Raw genomic sequence first — 16440 nt, 5'->3', positions numbered from 1 at the left:
AGCACTACCGACAGAACCCCGTGACGGCTACTGTCAAAACGTCAGTTCCGAGCCTCCACTAAACCCGGGACGGGACATGCTCTTCGGACGGCGCGGCGCCAGCAAACCCACTCTTCCCAGCGCCTCAAAATTCGCCGCTGCGGGCCGCGGCCGCCGCGTGCTGGCAACGACAGCGACCGAACGGATCACCCGACTAGCTGTTGCGGCTCATGAGGTTGGTGACATCGGCGTGACATGAGGACGGGCAGGTCCTTGGCGGCAAGATGAGTAGCGCTAACCAACTCGTCTTCATGCCAGCCGGAAGGACCTGCCCTATGTCCCACCGTGATGCTCCGCTGACCCCGGAAGGACGGCTGCGCCTGGTCCGCCGCTGTCAGCACCGCCCGATCGCGCACGTCGCCGCGGAGGCGGGCGTGTCCCGCCAGTGTCTGGGCAAGTGGTTCGCCCGATGGCGCGAGCACGGCGACGCGGGCCTGATCGACCGCTCCAGCGCCCCGACGAACCGGCCGACCCGGACCCCGCCCGAGGTCATCGAGCAGATCGCGAAGCTCCGCGCGAAGAAGTGGTCAGCCCGACGGATCACCCTGGAGCTGAACCAGGCCGGGGTGGCCATCTCGGTCGCGACAGTCACCCGATGGCTGCACCGGCTCGGACTGCACCGCCTGGACCACCTCGACGCCGACGGGCAACCACTGCGCGCTCCCGGCACGATCACAGCCCGCTGGCCGGGGCACATGGTCCACGTCGACATCAAGAAGGTCGGCCGGATACCGGACGGCGGCGGCTGGCACGTCCACGGCCGGGGCTCGGACCAGACACGCGCGGTCGACCGCGCGAAGAGCGCCGGCGCCCGCGCCGGGTACACCTACCTGCACTCCGCCGTCGACGGCTTCTCCCGGCTCGGCTACACCGAACCGATGCCCGACGAGACCGCCGCCTCCGCGGTCGCGTTCCTGTCCCGGGCGAGAGCGTTCTTCGCCGCGCACGGCATCACCACGCTCACCCGCGTCGTGACCGACAACGGGTCCTGCTACCGCGCAACGGTCTTCACCCGCGCTGTGACTGCGTTCGGGGCACGCCACCAGCGGATCAAGCCCTACACGCCCAAGCACAACGGCAAGGTCGAGCGCTACCAGCGGACCCTCGCCGCCGAGCTGCTCTACGCCCACCCATGGACCAGCGAGGAGCAGCGCTCCGACGCGATCGGCACCTGGCTGATCCACTACAACTACCATCGGCCCCACACCGCCGCCCGGGACCAGCCCCCAGCCTCACGACTCAAGACCGGCGTCACCAACGTCATGAGCAACTACAACTAGCTGAGGCGTGCCGCCGGGATGTCCACCCCAACGCGCTCGCTGTCTGCGCCGACACTGCCTACCCTTTATCGACGAAGTCGGCTGCCTCCCAGTCGACCGCGCCACCCCATCTGTTCTTCCAACTCGTCTCCTTCACGAACGCGCCTCTCTGATCTTCAGCAACATGCCCTGTCGCGGCTGGAGCGGGCTCTTCTGAGACCGAGCAGTCCCCGGCCGCGATCATCGAGGGCATCGTTTACCACGCCGACATCCTGACCCCGCAAGGACGCCAGCTAGCGGCCCGGAACCGCGACATCGAGATGCTGCCCAACATCAGAACCCAAGAACATAGGAGATTAGTTTTCGCACGCTGATGTGTTGACAGACGGCGGCCGGCTTAGCCCAGACGTGGTTCGGCTAGCCATGGATCCATCGACCTCATTTGGGGCTCTGGGAGGCAGTACTTCTCAGCCGCGACGCATAACTGAGTTGCTCGCCAACCCGGATTTCATAAACCTAACAACACGTTCTTTGAATGGTGTCCACTGATGACAGGCCATCTGCGACCACACTTGAACTGCGTCTCTAGGTCGAGGTGCATTCGATGCACATCGATAGGCGTCAGCGTTGTAGTCGTCTCGGTGCCACCGCATCGACTTCCTTGTGCCGAGTGGCATGAAGCTAAGAATTTGACCTGCGTTGATGATGTCAGCCGTCAGAGATGAGTCGTCTGACATTGGGAAGGCTCACCGTAGGAGGAGCCACACGTCGCCGGATGACCTGGTCAGGGATGATGCGGGCTCTGCTCGCCTTCGAAGGCAGGAAGGGAGAATGCCTTCGAATTTCGTAGGTCCTGTCTGCCCGTCGCCGATGAGCGTACTAGAGGCGGTGAACGTTCTTCTCTGCTGCCAGCGCACCCCGGGTGTCGAGGATGTGGGTATCTCGCCTCACGACCGCCTCGAAGTCGTAGTCGGAGTGCGGTTGAAGGAGGACGACGAGGTCTGCGGCGTCGACGGCGTTGTTGAGGTCAGCCGCGCAAGTCAAGACGTTCGACACACCGCGGGGGCTCCACCGCGGAACAAACGGGTCGTGGTACGACACGTCTGCCCCCCACGACGCGAGGCGGGCGGCCAGCGGGTCGGCCGGGCTCTCGCGGCAGTCTGCGATGTCCGGCTTGTAGGTGACGCCCAGGAGCAGCACGCGCGAGCCGTTGACGGCCTTGCCCTGATCGTTGAGCAGCGACCAAGCACGTGAGGCGACGTAATCGGGCGCTGCGTGGTTGATCTCCTCAGCGAGCTCGACCATGCGGAAGGCGTAGCCGAGTTTGGCTTTCACGCGGTGCGAGAGGTAAGAGGGGTCGACGGGGATGCAGTGGCCGCCGACGCCAGGACCAGGACGGAAGGCCATGAAGCCGAAGGGCTTGGTCTCGGCGCAGTCGATCGCGTCCCACAGGTCGATGTCGAGCTCCTGCGAAAAGCGCAGCATCTCGTTGACGAGGGCGATGTTGACGTGCCGGAAGGTGTTCTCGAGAAGCTTGGCCATCTCGGCCTCCTTGGCGCCCCGGGCCTCCACGACGGTGTCGATGAAGAGGCTGTAGAAGTCCTTGGCGCGGTGGGTGCACTCTGGGGTCATGCCGCCGACCACCTTGGGCGTGTTCCTGACACCGTAGGTGGCGTTGCCGGGGTCGATGCGCTCGGGGGAGAAGGCGATGAAGACGTCGCTGCCGACGTCGAAGCGGCTGCGCGTGACGAGCGGCGCGAAGACCTCTTCGGTGGTCCCCGGATATGTCGTGGACTCGAGGATGACCAGGGTGTCGGGGGAGAGGTGCTCGCCGATGACCCGTGCTGCGCCCTCCACCGGGCCCAGGTCGGGACCGCCCTCGGCGGCTAGGGGCGTGGGCACGCAGACTACAACCACATCGGCGTTCGCGATGCACGACGGATCGGTCGTCGCCTCGTAGCCGTTGGCGATGCCCGCAGCGAGGTAGGCATCGCTGACATCGTCGATGTGTGAGGTGCCGGAGTTGAGAGCAGCCACCGTTGCTATGTTCGTGTCCAGACCGTGAACCTTGAGCCCGACTTCGGCTGCACGCAGGGCCATCGGGAGGCCGACGTAGCCCTGTCCGACAACGACGAGGTTTTTGCTCATGAGATCTCCTTGAACCAGCTGACGGTTTCGGCGAGGCCCTCATCGAGGGACACTGGCGACACATTCGGGAAGAGCGCACGCAGGCTCGCGTTGTCGGCCTGGGAGTGCTTCACGTCGCCTGGACGCGGGTCCCTGTGCACGACCTCCGCGGTCATGCCGGCCGCATGCTCGATGCGCGACACGAGCTCGAGGAGTGTCGTGTTGGTGCCGAAGGCGAGGTTGACCGGCTCCGGGTGGGTGACACGACGCTCGGCCGCGTCTAGCAGCACTTTGCAGACGGCGCCGACATAGGTGAAGTCGCGGGAGTTGCGTCCGTCTCCGTTGATCGGCAGGGACTCTCCGCGCATGAGTGCGTCGAGGAAGACGGGGATCACGGCGGCGTAGACGTGACCTGCTCGCTGGCGCGGGCCGTAGACGTTGAAGAAGCGGAACGCGAGCGTGTCCATGCCGTATGCCTGCTGATAGCACAGCGTGTACTGCTCGGTCGCGAGCTTGGTGACCGCGTAGGGACTCATCGGGCGAACCCACTCACGTTCGTGCTTCGGGAGTGCAGGGTTCATGCCGTAGACGGAGCTTGACGATGCGCAAGACACGTGCGCGACCCCTGCGGCGCGCGCGGACTCCAGGAGCGTCAGCGTGCCGGTCGCGTTGGCCACGTGGCTCGCAATGGGGTCCGCGATGCTCCTGGGGACGCTGCCGAGCGCCCCGAGATGTACCACAGCGTCCGCTCCCGCGACAGCGTCTTCGGTGGCGTCGCGATCGGCGACGGACCCCTCGACGAGACGCACGTCAATGTCGTCGACGTTCTCCCGGTACCCGGTGGAGAAGTCGTCGAGCACCGTCACCGCGTGACCGGACTGGAGGGCAAGGCGGGCGAGGTTCGAACCGATGAAACCGGCTCCCCCCGTGATGAGCAGTCGCATATGTGCTTTCCGTGACAGTCTGACCAAGCTTGTCTGATCCTACGGCACGTTCAGCGAGCCTTCGTTCGGCCGTCTCATGATCTCGTCACCCGGCATCCGGGGGAAGCCAAATCCTCCGTCGACTGTTCCTGAAGCCACAGTTCGAGCACGAGCAGGGCGTAGACCACGTAGGTGCGATTGCGATCGGGCAGGCCGTGACCATCGAGAAGTCCGCGCACCAGGTCACGGTCGAGGAACTCGTAGAGCCGAGCAGATCCGGACGTGAGCGTGTCAAGGAGGAGAGGCCGAAGTGGACCGTCCAGCCACTGTTGCATCGGTACTTCGAAACCGCGCTTGGCGCCGCCGAGGACCTCCTGTGGAAGGTCCGACCGGTACGCGTCACGGAGGATGCGCTTGGTGGTGCGGCCCCTCACGCGATATCCCGCTTGGAGCGCCCAGCCAAAGCTGGCCACCTCGTGGTCGAGGAAGGGGGAGCGCGCCTCGAGGGACGCGCTCATAGTGCCGATGTCCATCTTGACCAGCAGGTCCGAGCGCAGGTTGAGGGTGACATCACTCAGCATGGACTGGTCGAGATGGGACAAATCCGGTCTCCGCGTGCCGGCGACCAAGCGCTCCGAGGGAGCACAGCCAGCACCATGCCACCACGCCGCCTTGTCGGTCTCGCGGAGCATGTCCGTCGTCCAGGAGAGGTAGCGCTCGTCGGGCGTCAGGGACAGTCCGGCCGCCAGCCGCGACGCGAAGCCCAATGCCGAGCGGCGACCGGCGGAGAAATGACCGAGCGCCTGCGCGGCACGTGCTATAGGGACACCGCCCAAGCCGTCCAGGCGGCCGAATGAGGCAGCCGCAACATAGCGACGGTAGCCACCAAAGACCTCGTCACCTCCATCGCCATTGAGCGCCACGGTCACGTGCTGGCGGGCCAACTCAGAGATCTGCATCGTCGCGATGGCGCTTGAGTCGGCGTAGGGCTGGTCGTACGCCTTGACGACCCGGTGTATGCCAGCCAGGGGATCGACCTGAAGCGGTAGGACGGTACTGGCAACGCCGAGGTGTGCCGCGGTGCGCTGCGCCACAGCCGACTCGTCGAGGGTTCCACCGGTGGCGACCGTGAAGGTCTGGAGGTCGCGCGCTCCGGCTGCCACAGCCTCGTAGGCGACGATGGAGCTGTCGAGCCCACCCGAGAGCAGAACGCCCAGCGGCACGTCCGAGCGCAACCTGATGTTGACGGCGTCTCGTATCAGCGCGCGAGCTTGGTCCTGTGCCTCCGCGTACGGGATGTCCAGCTTGGGTGTGAATGCGGGGGACCAGTAGGAGGCGATGTCCAGGAGGCCGTTTTCAAACGTACCGATCGAACCAGCAGGGAGGATCTGCACGCCGTCGAAGATCGTGGAGGGCTGCGGGACCACCCCGAAGGAGAGGTAGTCGTAGATCGCCTGGCTACTCACGCGCAGGGGCATGCCGGCTGCAACGGCCAAGGGCCGCAGCGCCTTGAGCTCTGACGCGAAGAAGAGGGTTTTCTGGTCTGGCTGGGCGTAGTAGAGGGGCTTCTTGCCCAGACGATCACGACCCATGAGAAGGCGGTTTCGGCGCGCGTCGTAGAGCACGAATGCAAACATCCCCCGAAGGTGCTGGACGAGTTCGTCCCCGTGCATCTCGTAGAGGTGAAGCAGCACCTCGGTGTCGGAGTCGGTCCTCAGGACGCACCCTTGCGCGAGGAGCCGCACAGCGATTTCACGATAGTTGTAGATCTCGCCATTGAAGATAACCGTCAAGTTGCCGTCGCTGCTGATCATGGGCTGGTGGCCGCCGTCGATGTCGATCACGGACAGCCGGGTCATGCCCAGGGCGACGAAGCCCGAATCCGCTTGGCCCTGCTCGTCGGGACCTCGGTGGCGGATCGTCATAAGTGCATCAGACAGCGAGCCGCGCACTCTGGGATCGGGGTGCACGATCCCAGCGATTCCACACATGGACAATCTCCCCTGTTCAGTCAAGCCGAGGCATAGCGATCGTAAAGTAGCACTACGAACTGGACCAATTCTCCAAAGTGCAGACTCAACTTCGAGGACCAAAGTCTCCGGGGGACCGTCTGTCCTAGTGAGTTGAGTGCAGGGCCAGTGACCCTCGCCAGTCACCTATCGGCACAACGTGGCAACGATGCAGAGATTCGTGCGACAGCACGCTCCACGCCGGGCGTTTTGCGGGACGCGGGAAGGCCTCGGTCGTGGTGGGGAGGACGCGCTCCGGGTCAAGGCCGTTCAGCTCGAACACGGCGCGGGCGAAGCCGAACCATGTCGTCTGACCTCTAGACGTGCCGTGGTGGATCCCGAAGGGAGCCTCCGCGTCTACGAGACGCACGATCAGATCTGCCAGGTCAACGGTCCACGTGGGCTGACCCACCTGGTCGTTGACCACGGACAGTGTCTCGCGCTCACCGGCGAGGCGGAGCATGGTCGACACGAAGTTAGGGCCACCTGCGCCGTAGAGCCACGCGGTGCGCACGACCCAGGAGTCGTGGCACAGCGCCCGAACCGCCCACTCACCAGCCGCCTTGGTGCGGCCGTAGGCGGTGCGAGGCGCCACCGGTTGGTCGACGGCATACGGCTCGGTGGCCGTGCCTTCGAAGACGTAGTCGGTGGACACGTGGACGAGACGCGCAGCAGCGCGTGAGCAGGCCCGGGCGACGTTTGCCGCTCCGACCGCGTTGACGGCGAAGGCTGCTGCCTCGTGGGTCTCGGCGTCGTCCACGGCTGTGTAGGCCGCACCATTGACGACGAGGTCGTGGCCGTCGATCGCGGCCACGCACTCAGCCGGGTCTGTCACGTCCAGGTCGTTGCGGTCCATGGCCGTGACGACCCAGCCGGCCTGGCGGAGCGCCGGCACGAGGTCGTGGGCCAGCATGCCGCTGGCCCCGGTGACGAGGGCGCGACCGGGGGAGGAGGTGGTCACCGGCCGAGCCGCGCGTACGTGCGCTCGGACTCGACCTTGGCGGCCTCCCACCAGTCACGGTTCGCGGCGTACCACTCGACTGTCGCCTCGAGACCGGCGCGCACGTCGCCGTAGCGGGGCCGCCAGTCGGTCTCTGCGCGCAGCTTGGAGGAGTCGATCGCATAACGCAGGTCGTGGCCCGGGCGGTCGTCGACGTGGTCGAACCAGTCCGCCGGCTTGCCCATGATCTCGAGCAGCATGCGCACGATGTCGAGGTTGTTGCGCTCGCCGTCGGCGCCGATGAGGTAGGTCTCGCCAAGACGGCCCTGCTCGAGGATCGCGATGACGGCGTCGTTGTGGTCGTCGACGTGGATCCAGTCACGGACGTTAAGCCCGGAGCCGTAGACCTTGGGCTTGACCCCGTCGAGAATGTTGGTGATCTGTCGGGGGATGAACTTCTCTACGTGCTGGCGGGGGCCGTAGTTGTTCGAGCAGTTCGACACCGTCGCGTCGATGCCGAAGGAGCGGATCCAGGCCCGCACGAGCAGGTCCGCGCCGGCCTTGGTGGCCGAGTAGGGAGACGACGGGTTGACCGGCGTGCGCTCGGTGAACCGCTCGGGGTCGTCGAGCTCGAGGTCGCCGTAGACCTCGTCGGTCGAGATGTGGTGCAGGCGCTTGCCGTGCTTGCGGATCGCCTCGAGGAGCGTGAACGTGCCGACGACGTTGCTCTCGACGAACGGCCACGGGCTGTCGAGGCTGTTGTCGTTGTGTGACTCGGCGGCGAAGTGGACGACGACGTCGTGGTCGGCGACGAGGCCATCGACGAGCGCCGCGTCCGCGACCGAGCCCTCGACGAGACGGACGGAACCGTCACCGCCCAGCTCGGACAGGACGGGCGCCAGCGAGTGGCGGTTGGCGGCATACGTCATCGAGTCGATGACCGTCAGCGTCCAGTCGGGGCGCGTCTCTCGCGCACGGAGGACGAAGTTCGACCCGATGAAGCCGGCGCCGCCGGTGACCAGTACTCGCATGGGCCCGAGGATAACGAACCCGGCCACTGTCGCGGCCACTGACGGTTCGCCTGCGGTCGATATGCTCCCCGCGTGAAGATCTCGGTCATCGGATGCGGATATCTCGGAGCGGTGCACGCCGCGTGCATGGCCGACTTCGGTCACGACGTCGTCGGCGTCGACATCGACGCGGGCAAGGTGAACAAGCTCGCCGCTGGCATCCCGTCGTTCCACGAACCGGGCCTTGAGCCGCTCCTGCGTCAGGGCGTCGAACGCGGCTCGCTGCGCTTCACGACCGACAAGACCGCCCTCGCGGGCGCCCGCGTGCACTTCATCGCAGTAGGCACGCCGCAGCGGGGCGGAAGCTACGCGGCCGACATGTCCTACGTCTGGTCGGCTGTCGACGACATCATCGCCAACGCGACCCCGCACCCGGACGGCCCCATCGTCGTCGTCGGCAAGTCGACCGTCCCTGTCGGCACCGCCGGAGCCATCGCTGAGCGGCTCGCCGAGGCCGGTGTGGACGCCGTCGTCGTGTGGAACCCGGAGTTCCTCCGGGAGGGGTATGCCGTGCAGGACACCCAGCGACCCGACCGCGTCGTCTACGGCCTGCCCGACGACCGGGAGCACGGCGAGATCGGGCGGGCGGTCGTCGACGAGGTCTACGCCCCGATCATCGAGGCCGGCATCCCGCGCCTGCTCGTCAACTACCCCACTGCCGAGCTGGTCAAGGTGGCCGCCAACTCCTTCCTCGCCACGAAGATCTCGTTCATCAACTCGATGGCCGAGCTCTGCGACGCGTCCGGCGCCGACGTTTCGCGCCTGGCCGAGGCCATCGGCCACGACGACCGCATCGGCTCGAAGTTCCTGCAGGCCGGCATCGGCTTCGGGGGAGGCTGCCTGCCCAAGGACATCCGCGCCTTCATGGCCCGCGCCGGGGAGCTCGGGGTCGACCAGTCCCTGACGTTCCTGCGTGAGGTCGACTCGATCAACATGCGCCGCCGCGACCACGCCGTCGAGCTCGCCGCCCAGATGGCCGGCGGACGCCTGGTCGGGGTCAAGGTGGCCGTGCTCGGCCTCACCTTCAAGCCGGACAGCGACGACGTGCGCGACTCGCCCGCCCTCGACATCGCCGGACGTCTCTGGGGCCGCGGCGCGAACGTGGTCGCCACGGACCCTGCCGGCGCTGACGCTGTGCGCCTCGCACGGCCCGACCTGCAGATCGTCGACTCGGCCGACGAGGCGCTCGCAGGGGCCGACCTCGTCATGCTGCTCACGGCGTGGAAGGACTACGTCGAGCTCGACCCCGCCCACGCCAAGTCGCTCGTGTCGACGCCACGCATCATCGACGGCCGCAACGTGCTTGACCCGCGAGCTTGGTCCGACGCCGGCTGGGACTACCGGGGAATGGGTCGCCGGTCGAGCTCCGTCTGGTGACCGCGCGTCCCGGGTCGCGGCAGACCTCGACGCAGGCTGGGCGCCCCCTGAGACAAACCCGCCAATACTGCGTTTTCTGCTCACCCGCCACTTGAGTCGCACCTAGGATCGAGCCTCAAGCATTCACGCCAAAAGAAATCGGGGGGCATGATGCTCGGGGACTCCCCTCAGAACCGCGGCATCCTATTCGTCTGCACCGGCAACATCTGTCGGTCGCCATACGCAGAGAGGCGCCTGCGGCAGCTGCTGCCCGACACGGGCGTCCCGATCACGAGCGCCGGCACGGGCGCTGTGGTCCACTCTGACATCGAGAGTCAGACCAGCGAGCAGCTCAGACGGCTCGGGGCGGACGTGACCGACTTCGCCGCGCGTGCCGTGACGCCGCAGCTACTGGACGGCGCCGAGCTGGTGCTGACGATGACTCGCACGCACCGGGGTGAGGTTGCCCGCGTGCGCCCCGCCGCGATGCGCCGGATCTTCGCCCTCGGCGACTTCGCCGACCTGTGTCGGTCCTCGGCCACCTGGCGACCGATCTCACCGACCCGTCCGTGGCTCCCGCAGGTGGTCGCCGAGGCGGCCGCAGCGCGTGGCACGGTGGCCCCTCGTGACGCGTTCGACATCGACGTCGTCGACCCGTACGGCCAGTCGGCACGGACCCACACCGAGGCCTTCGACCGCATCGAGGACTTCCTCGGCGTAGTTGTCGCTGCCATGGGGGCCGTCGCCGGGTCGTCCCGCGCGACGCGGACCTAAGACGGGCCCGACGGTCCGACCCCGGATCCGGTCAGCAGAGACGACGAAGGCCCCGTGACCGACGGTCACGGGGCCTTCGTCGCGTCTCCAGTGACGCCGCGAGACGTCAGTGGAAGATCGAGTCGTCAGCCGGGAAGCCGGGCTGGCCGGCGTACGGCTGGTCAGTGAAGGATCCACGCGCCGGCCCGGTGGCGTAGCCGGGTGCCGGGGCGACGTCGTCGGGGCGAGTCGAGGTCGCTGACGGGCGCGGGATGACAGGACCGAGGTCCTCGTCGACCGGCGCGACCGGTCGCCGCTGCTGAGGCACGGACCGGCCCTTGGCGCGCTGGCGCTCGCTCTCGGGGCGGTAGTCGTACTCGTACGTGCCGTAGCCCGCCCCCAGCTCCTTGGCCTTGACCCGGTTGAGGATCAGGCCGAGCACCGAGCCGTTGACGGCCTCGAGCGACTCCAGCGCCCGGCGCACGTGCTCGCGCTGGGCCACGCCGGCGCCGACGACCACGAGGGCGCCGTCGACGATCGTGCTCAGCACGGCTGCGTCGGTCACGGGCAGCAGCGGAGGCGCGTCGATGAGGACGTAGTCGAAGCGCTCCGTCAGGTCCTCGATGAGCTGCTCCATGTTGGCCGAGCCGAGCAGCTCGCTCGGGTTGGGCGGAATGGGGCCGGCGCCCAGCAGCCGCAGCCCGGTGCGACCGAAGGGCTGGAGCACGTCGTCGACCTCGACCCGGCCGACAAGCACGTCGGTCAGGCCCACGGAGCCCTCGAACCCGAGGTAGTCGAGCAGGCGCGGGCGGCGCAGGTCGCCCTCGATGACGACGACCTTGAGGCCGGTCTCGGCGAGGCTGAGCGCGAGGTTCGCGGTGGTCGTCGACTTGCCCTCACCGGGGAGCGAGGAGGTGACGACGATCGACTTCGGCGGGTTGGCGACGTCGATGAACTGGAGGTTGGTGCGCAGCGAGCGGAAGGCCTCGGCACGCTGCGAGCGCGGGTCGACCTGGACGATGAGCGGGTGGGCCGACGCGTCGGTGTCGTATGCGATGCCGCCGAGGATGGTGCGGTCGGTGACCGTCTCGAGGTCGCGCTGGGACTTGACCGACTTGTCGAGCACGTCACGCAGCAGGGCCGCGCCGAACCCCAGGAGCAGGCCCAGCACGAGGCCGAGGGCGAGGTTGCGCGTCGGCTTCGGGCTCACCGGTGCAGTCTGGGCCTCTGCGTCCTCGGACACCCTCACGAGGACAGGGCTCTCCTTGCCCGGCCGGCTCTCGTAGTCGGCGATGATCTTCGGGAAGACGTCCCCGAGGGCCTGGGCGACGCGCAGCGCCGCGTCCGGGGAGCTTCCGGCGACGGTGACGTCGATGAGGCTGGTCTCCACCGGGATCGAGGAGGTGATCTGGGGACCCAGCTTGGCCGCAGTGGTCTTGACACCGGACTTCTCGATGACGGGGTTGAGCACCTTTCCCGTCTCGAGCAGCTGCGCGTACGTCTTGACCTTGGACTGGCTGAACGTGTTGCCCTGCTGCAAGGACGAGGTGCTGTCGTCACCCGCCGTCGAGATGTAGAACTGCGTCGTCGCGGCATACGTCCGCGGTGACAGGGCGGTGTAGGCGGCGGCGAGGCCGAGGGTCACGAGCGTCACCGCGGCGATGATCATCCATCGCTTCCGGATGACGTTCAGGTAGTCCTGCAGTTCCACAGTCGTCTCTTCTCGTCGGCCGCGCCCTGGTCACACGACTCCTGGCCGGAACAAATCCGACACATCACTCCCGCGCATCCTAGTCGGCGGTGCCCGGGATGCGCTGTTTCTGTCCAGCGGGTCCGTAGAGTGGCGGGCGTGATGAGGTGGATGTCTGACAGGTCCGTGGGTCGGTGGGCGCTCGTGGGCCTGCTTGCCCTGCTCGTCGTGGACGCCCTCCTCGTGGCGCTCGCGTTCCGCCCCGACGCGGCCGAGGCGTCCGCGTCGGCGCCCACCCCGGTGCCCGCGGCCACCTCCACGGCCACGACGACGACAGCCGCGACGAAGGCCGCCGAGGCCGTCCCGGTCACGCAGGCGATCGCCGCCGTCGACGGCAAGCGCGCCTGGCGTGCCACGCTCGGCACCTGCCGCGATGCCGGCTCGACCGTCGAGGTCACCGACGACGGCGGCCGCACGTGGACCAAACGCGACAGCGCAGCATCAGCCCTAGGGCGCATCCAGCCCGTCGGCACCGACCGCGGCTTCGTCATCGGCGCCCCCAAGGACTGCTCTGCGGGGGAGTACGCCACCGACGACGACGGCAAGACCTGGCGCGGACCCCGCGACATCGAGGGCGGCTGGTCGCGCGTCCCGGGCGGCGACAAGCCCACCCTCGTCATCACCCCGAAGCGCCCCGACGCCCGCCCCTGCGGCGGCACCACGGTCATCGACCTCGCCCGCGTCAGCGCCTCCAAGGCCGTCGCCGCTTGCGCTGACGGCCGGCTCATGCGCTCCATCGACGGCGGCTCCAAGTGGAGCTCGCTCGCCACGGTCCCGGGCGCCCTCGCCATCGCCGCTCGAGAGGAGAAGGGCACGCCGACCGTCTACGTCGCCCGCACGGTCGACGGCTGCGCCGGCGTCGAGATCGCCAAGGTCGGCGACGACAAGACCGACCGCGTCGCCTGCGTCACGACCCTCCTCGAGGGCGCCGAGGGCCGCGTGTCGCTCAGCGTCGTCGACGACGCCGGCTGGCTCGCCGTCGCCGACGCCACCTGGCGGTCCGGCAGCAACCTCAAGACCTGGAGCGACACCGCGTGACCGGTGCGCATGACGCACACTGGACGATCGCCCCCTAGGCTGGGCGACCATGAAGGGCATCATCCTCGCCGGCGGCTCGGGCACGCGGCTGCACCCCATCACGCGTGGCATCAGCAAGCAGCTCATGCCCGTCTACGACAAGCCGATGGTCTACTACCCCCTGTCGACGCTGATGATGGCGGGCATCCGCGAGGTCCTCGTCATCACGACCCCCGCCGACTCCGACCAGTTCCAGCGCCTCCTCGGTGACGGCACGCAGTGGGGCATGTCGATCACGTATGCCGTGCAGCCGAGTCCCGACGGACTCGCCCAGGCGTTCGTGCTGGGTGCCGACTTCATCGGTGACGACGAGGTGGCCCTCGTCCTCGGCGACAACATCTTCTTCGGCCCGGGGCTCGGCACCCGGCTCCGCGACAACACCCACGTCCGCGGTGGGCACGTCTTCGCCTACCGCGTGGCCGACCCCGCGGTATACGGCGTCGTCGAGTTCGACCAGGACGGCACGGTCCTCTCCATCGAGGAGAAGCCGAAGCGCCCCAAGTCCAGCTACGCCGTGCCCGGCCTCTACTTCTACGACAACGACGTCGTCGAGATCGCCCGCAACCTCGTGCCCAGCGAGCGCGGCGAGCTCGAGATCACGGCCGTCAACGACGAGTACCTCCGCCGCGGCAGCCTCACGGTGACCCCGCTGCCGCGCGGCACTGCCTGGTTCGACACCGGCACGTTCACCGGCCTCATGGAGGCCAGCCAGTACGTCCACGTCGTCGAGGCACGGCAGGGGCAGAAGATCGGCTGCGTCGAGGAGGTCGCCTGGCGCAACGGGTGGATCTCCGACGACGAGCTCAAGGTGCACGCCGACGCCCAGGCTAAGAGCGGCTACGGCCTCTACCTGCACGCCCTGCTCGCCGAGGCCCGGGAGGCCATCTGATGGACATCCGACCGCTGCGCATCGACGGCGCCTTCGAGATCACGCCGCGCCAGTTCCCCGACGACCGGGGCGTCTTCGCCGAGGGCTTCCGCGTCGACCACCTCGCCGAGGCCCTCGGCCACGAGATGCAGGTGCGACAGACGAACATCTCCGTCTCGTCCGGCGGCGCGCTGCGCGGCATCCACTTCGCCGACGTGCCGCCGTCGCAGGCCAAGTACGTCACGGCCACGGGCGGCGTCTTCGTCGACTACGTCGTCGACCTGCGCGTCGGCTCGCCGACCTTCGGGGAGTGGGACTCGGTCGTGCTCGACACCGTCGACCGGCGCGCCGTCTACCTCTCCGAGGGGCTGGGCCACGCGCTCGCCTGCATCGAGGACGGGACCGCGGTCTACCTCTGCTCCGAGGTCTTCAACCCCACCGGCGAGCGCGGCATCACGCCCCTCGACCCGCGGATCGCACTGAAGCTGCCCGAGGGCTTCGAGCCCATCCTCTCGCCCAAGGACGCCGCCGCGCCGACGCTGGACGAGGCCGAGGCCGCCGGGGTGCTCCCCACGCTCGAGGCCTGCCTCGCCCACACCCGCTCGCTGGCGGGGGAGCGCCGTTGAGGCGCGTCGGGCGCATCCTCGTCATATGCACCGGCAACGTGTGCCGCTCGCCCTACCTCGAGCGGCGGCTTCGGCAGCTGCTCGACGGGCAGGACGTCGTCGTCGAGAGCGCCGGCACGCGCGCCCTCGTCGGAGCCGACATCGAGCCCGGCTCGGTGGCGGCGCTCCGTGCCGTCGGGGCCGACACGACCGGGTTCGCCTCGCGGCAGCTCGTGCCCTCGATGCTTGATGACGCCGACCTCGTCATCACCGCGACGCAGAAGCACCGCGGTGACGCCGTGGCCCTGCACCCCCGGGCGCTGCGCAAGACCTTCACCCTCGGCGAGCTCGCCGACCTCGTCCGCGACGCCGACCTGGCCGGCTCGCCGGAGGCGGCGCAGGCCGGTCCCGACACGCCATGGGCCGCCATCGTCGGCGAGGTGGCGCGAGGCCGTCGCGGGCTCCATCCCGCCCGCTCCGCGGACGAGTCGGACATACCCGACCCATACGGGCGCAGCTCTGCGGCATATGACCTGATGTCGACCGAAATCGAGTCGCAGCTGCCTCTCGTCGTCGCCGCGCTGACTCCACCTCGAAGCTGATCCGACCGCGGACTCCGTCGCGTGACAGGCGGATTCGCCCCCTAGCATGTCCCCCGGGGGAAGGGCCGAGCAGTCGTTCGAGGGGGAGTTGCAGCAATGAAGAGTCGAGTCGCGACGGCGGGTCTCGTGGCGTTCCTCGCGGTCGACGTCGGGCTCGTTGCGCTCGCGCTGCGTGCCGGGCGCCCGTCGGAGGACGTGCCCGTGACGTCGACGACGCGGACCGCGGAGCTCATCACGAGCACTCCCGCGACCTCCACGCCACGCGCCACGTCGACCACGCGCCCGACAGGTGGGAGCGGCGGCACGGGCGCGACGTCGGGCGGCGGCAAGGCCGTCCCGGTCTCCCGGCTCGTCTCCGCCCTCGACGCCGCGACCGCCTGGCGCGCCACGACCGGCACCTGCGACCGCGGCGGTGCCACCCTCGAGCTGACGACGGACGGCGGACAGAGCTGGACCAAGGTGCGCTCGCCCACGCGAGCCGTCACGCGTGTGCAGCCGCTCGACTCGACCCGCGCCTTCACCATCGGGGCCGGCGCCGACTGCACCCTCAAGCAGTACGCGTCCCGCGACGCGGGCCAGACCTGGCAGGCGCCCACTGCGGTCGTCGGGGGCTGGGCCCGGCGCCTCGACGAGCCGACCCAGGTGCTCACCCCCAAGGAGAGCGCCGCCACGCCGTGCGGCGACGGCGCCGTGCTCGACCTGTCCCGCACGTCCGCGTCGCAGGCACAGGCGCTGTGCGCCGACGGCTCCGTCGTCCTGACCGGCGACGGCGGCTCGACGTGGACCGACTCCGGCGACGCTCCCGGCGCGGTCGCCCTCAGCAACCTCATCGCCGACAACAGCCTCAAGACGTATGCCGTGCGCGTCGTCAGCGCGTGCAAGGGCGTCCAGCTCGTCGAGGTCGCCAAGGGCCGCACCGCGGACGTCGTCGCATGCGTGGCCGTGCCGAACGTGCCGCGCGGCGAGGTCGGGCTGTCGGTCACCGAGAGTGCGGGCTGGATCGTCGCGGGCAACCAGACCTTTCGCGCCCGGGGCGACCTGACGTCGTGGAAGCATGCATGA

General features: G+C 68.4%; 14 protein-coding genes. 8 read left to right on the top strand and 6 right to left on the bottom strand.

Features of this window, described 5'->3' with window-relative positions; translation table 11 throughout:
- Positions 1-314 precede the first annotated feature (314 nt).
- Positions 315-1319 (top strand): IS481 family transposase, encoded by a 1005-nt coding sequence (locus IEY30_RS20680; RefSeq protein WP_030203396.1) that lies wholly within the window; start codon positions 315-317, stop codon positions 1317-1319.
- An 858-nt stretch (positions 1320-2177) separates the two neighbouring features.
- Here the strand turns inward: IEY30_RS20680 and IEY30_RS20675 are convergent.
- The 5 genes from IEY30_RS20675 to rfbB all read right to left on the bottom strand — a co-directional run bounded on the left by IEY30_RS20675 (position 2178) and on the right by rfbB (position 8328).
- Positions 2178-3446: a nucleotide sugar dehydrogenase gene (locus tag IEY30_RS20675; protein ID WP_030203392.1), complete on the bottom strand. Its 1269-nt coding sequence runs from the start codon at positions 3444-3446 to the stop codon at positions 2178-2180.
- Positions 3443-4369 carry an NAD-dependent epimerase/dehydratase family protein gene (locus IEY30_RS20670; RefSeq protein WP_030203390.1) on the bottom strand — a complete coding sequence of 309 codons (927 nt, stop codon included), beginning with the start codon at positions 4367-4369 and terminating at the stop codon, positions 3443-3445. Before IEY30_RS20670 ends, IEY30_RS20675 begins: the two co-directional genes overlap by 4 nt.
- 74 nt (positions 4370-4443) lie before the next feature.
- Positions 4444-6339, bottom strand: a complete 1896-nt coding sequence (asnB, locus tag IEY30_RS20665; RefSeq protein WP_052359050.1) for an asparagine synthase (glutamine-hydrolyzing) — start codon at positions 6337-6339, stop codon at positions 4444-4446.
- Between the two features lie 124 nt (positions 6340-6463).
- On the bottom strand, positions 6464-7318 hold the full coding sequence (rfbD, locus tag IEY30_RS20660; protein ID WP_268240979.1) for a dTDP-4-dehydrorhamnose reductase: 855 nt from the start codon (positions 7316-7318) through the stop codon (positions 6464-6466).
- Entirely contained in the window at positions 7315-8328 is a 1014-nt protein-coding gene (rfbB, locus tag IEY30_RS20655) for a dTDP-glucose 4,6-dehydratase (RefSeq protein WP_030203382.1), read from the bottom strand. Before rfbB ends, rfbD begins: the two co-directional genes overlap by 4 nt.
- Before the next feature lie 72 nt (positions 8329-8400).
- Between rfbB and IEY30_RS20650 the strand changes: the two genes are divergently transcribed.
- Positions 8401-9744: a UDP-glucose dehydrogenase family protein gene (locus IEY30_RS20650; protein WP_030203380.1), complete on the top strand. Its 1344-nt coding sequence runs from the start codon at positions 8401-8403 to the stop codon at positions 9742-9744.
- Between the two features lie 147 nt (positions 9745-9891).
- Positions 9892-10497 carry an arsenate reductase/protein-tyrosine-phosphatase family protein gene (locus tag IEY30_RS20645; protein WP_052359048.1) on the top strand — a complete coding sequence of 202 codons (606 nt, stop codon included), beginning with the start codon at positions 9892-9894 and terminating at the stop codon, positions 10495-10497.
- A 106-nt stretch (positions 10498-10603) separates the two neighbouring features.
- On the opposite strand, the gene IEY30_RS20640 is transcribed toward IEY30_RS20645, so the two are convergent.
- A complete protein-coding gene (locus IEY30_RS20640; RefSeq protein WP_081920679.1) occupies positions 10604-12187 on the bottom strand; it encodes a tyrosine-protein kinase domain-containing protein in 1584 nt (527 codons plus the stop codon).
- Between the two features lie 150 nt (positions 12188-12337).
- On the opposite strand from IEY30_RS20640, the gene IEY30_RS20635 reads away from it, so the two are divergent.
- The 5 genes from IEY30_RS20635 (at position 12338) to IEY30_RS20615 (ending at position 16440) form a co-directional block, all read left to right on the top strand.
- Entirely contained in the window at positions 12338-13264 is a 927-nt protein-coding gene (locus IEY30_RS20635; protein ID WP_156035493.1) for a beta propeller repeat protein, read from the top strand.
- A gap of 49 nt (positions 13265-13313) precedes the next feature.
- Entirely contained in the window at positions 13314-14192 is an 879-nt protein-coding gene (rfbA, locus tag IEY30_RS20630; protein WP_030203369.1) for a glucose-1-phosphate thymidylyltransferase RfbA, read from the top strand.
- Positions 14192-14797: a dTDP-4-dehydrorhamnose 3,5-epimerase family protein gene (locus IEY30_RS20625; RefSeq protein ID WP_030203366.1), complete on the top strand. Its 606-nt coding sequence runs from the start codon at positions 14192-14194 to the stop codon at positions 14795-14797. Before rfbA ends, IEY30_RS20625 begins: the two co-directional genes overlap by 1 nt.
- A complete protein-coding gene (locus IEY30_RS20620) occupies positions 14794-15378 on the top strand; it encodes an arsenate reductase/protein-tyrosine-phosphatase family protein (RefSeq protein WP_162181035.1) in 585 nt (194 codons plus the stop codon). Before IEY30_RS20625 ends, IEY30_RS20620 begins: the two co-directional genes overlap by 4 nt.
- Before the next feature lie 96 nt (positions 15379-15474).
- Positions 15475-16440, top strand: coding sequence for a beta propeller repeat protein (locus IEY30_RS20615; RefSeq protein WP_030203361.1), 966 nt, complete (start codon positions 15475-15477; stop codon positions 16438-16440).

This window comes from Terrabacter tumescens (assembly GCF_014646815.1).
Lineage (GTDB): Bacteria > Actinomycetota > Actinomycetes > Actinomycetales > Dermatophilaceae > Terrabacter > Terrabacter tumescens.
This window is presented reverse-complemented; position numbering and strand designations above follow the sequence as displayed.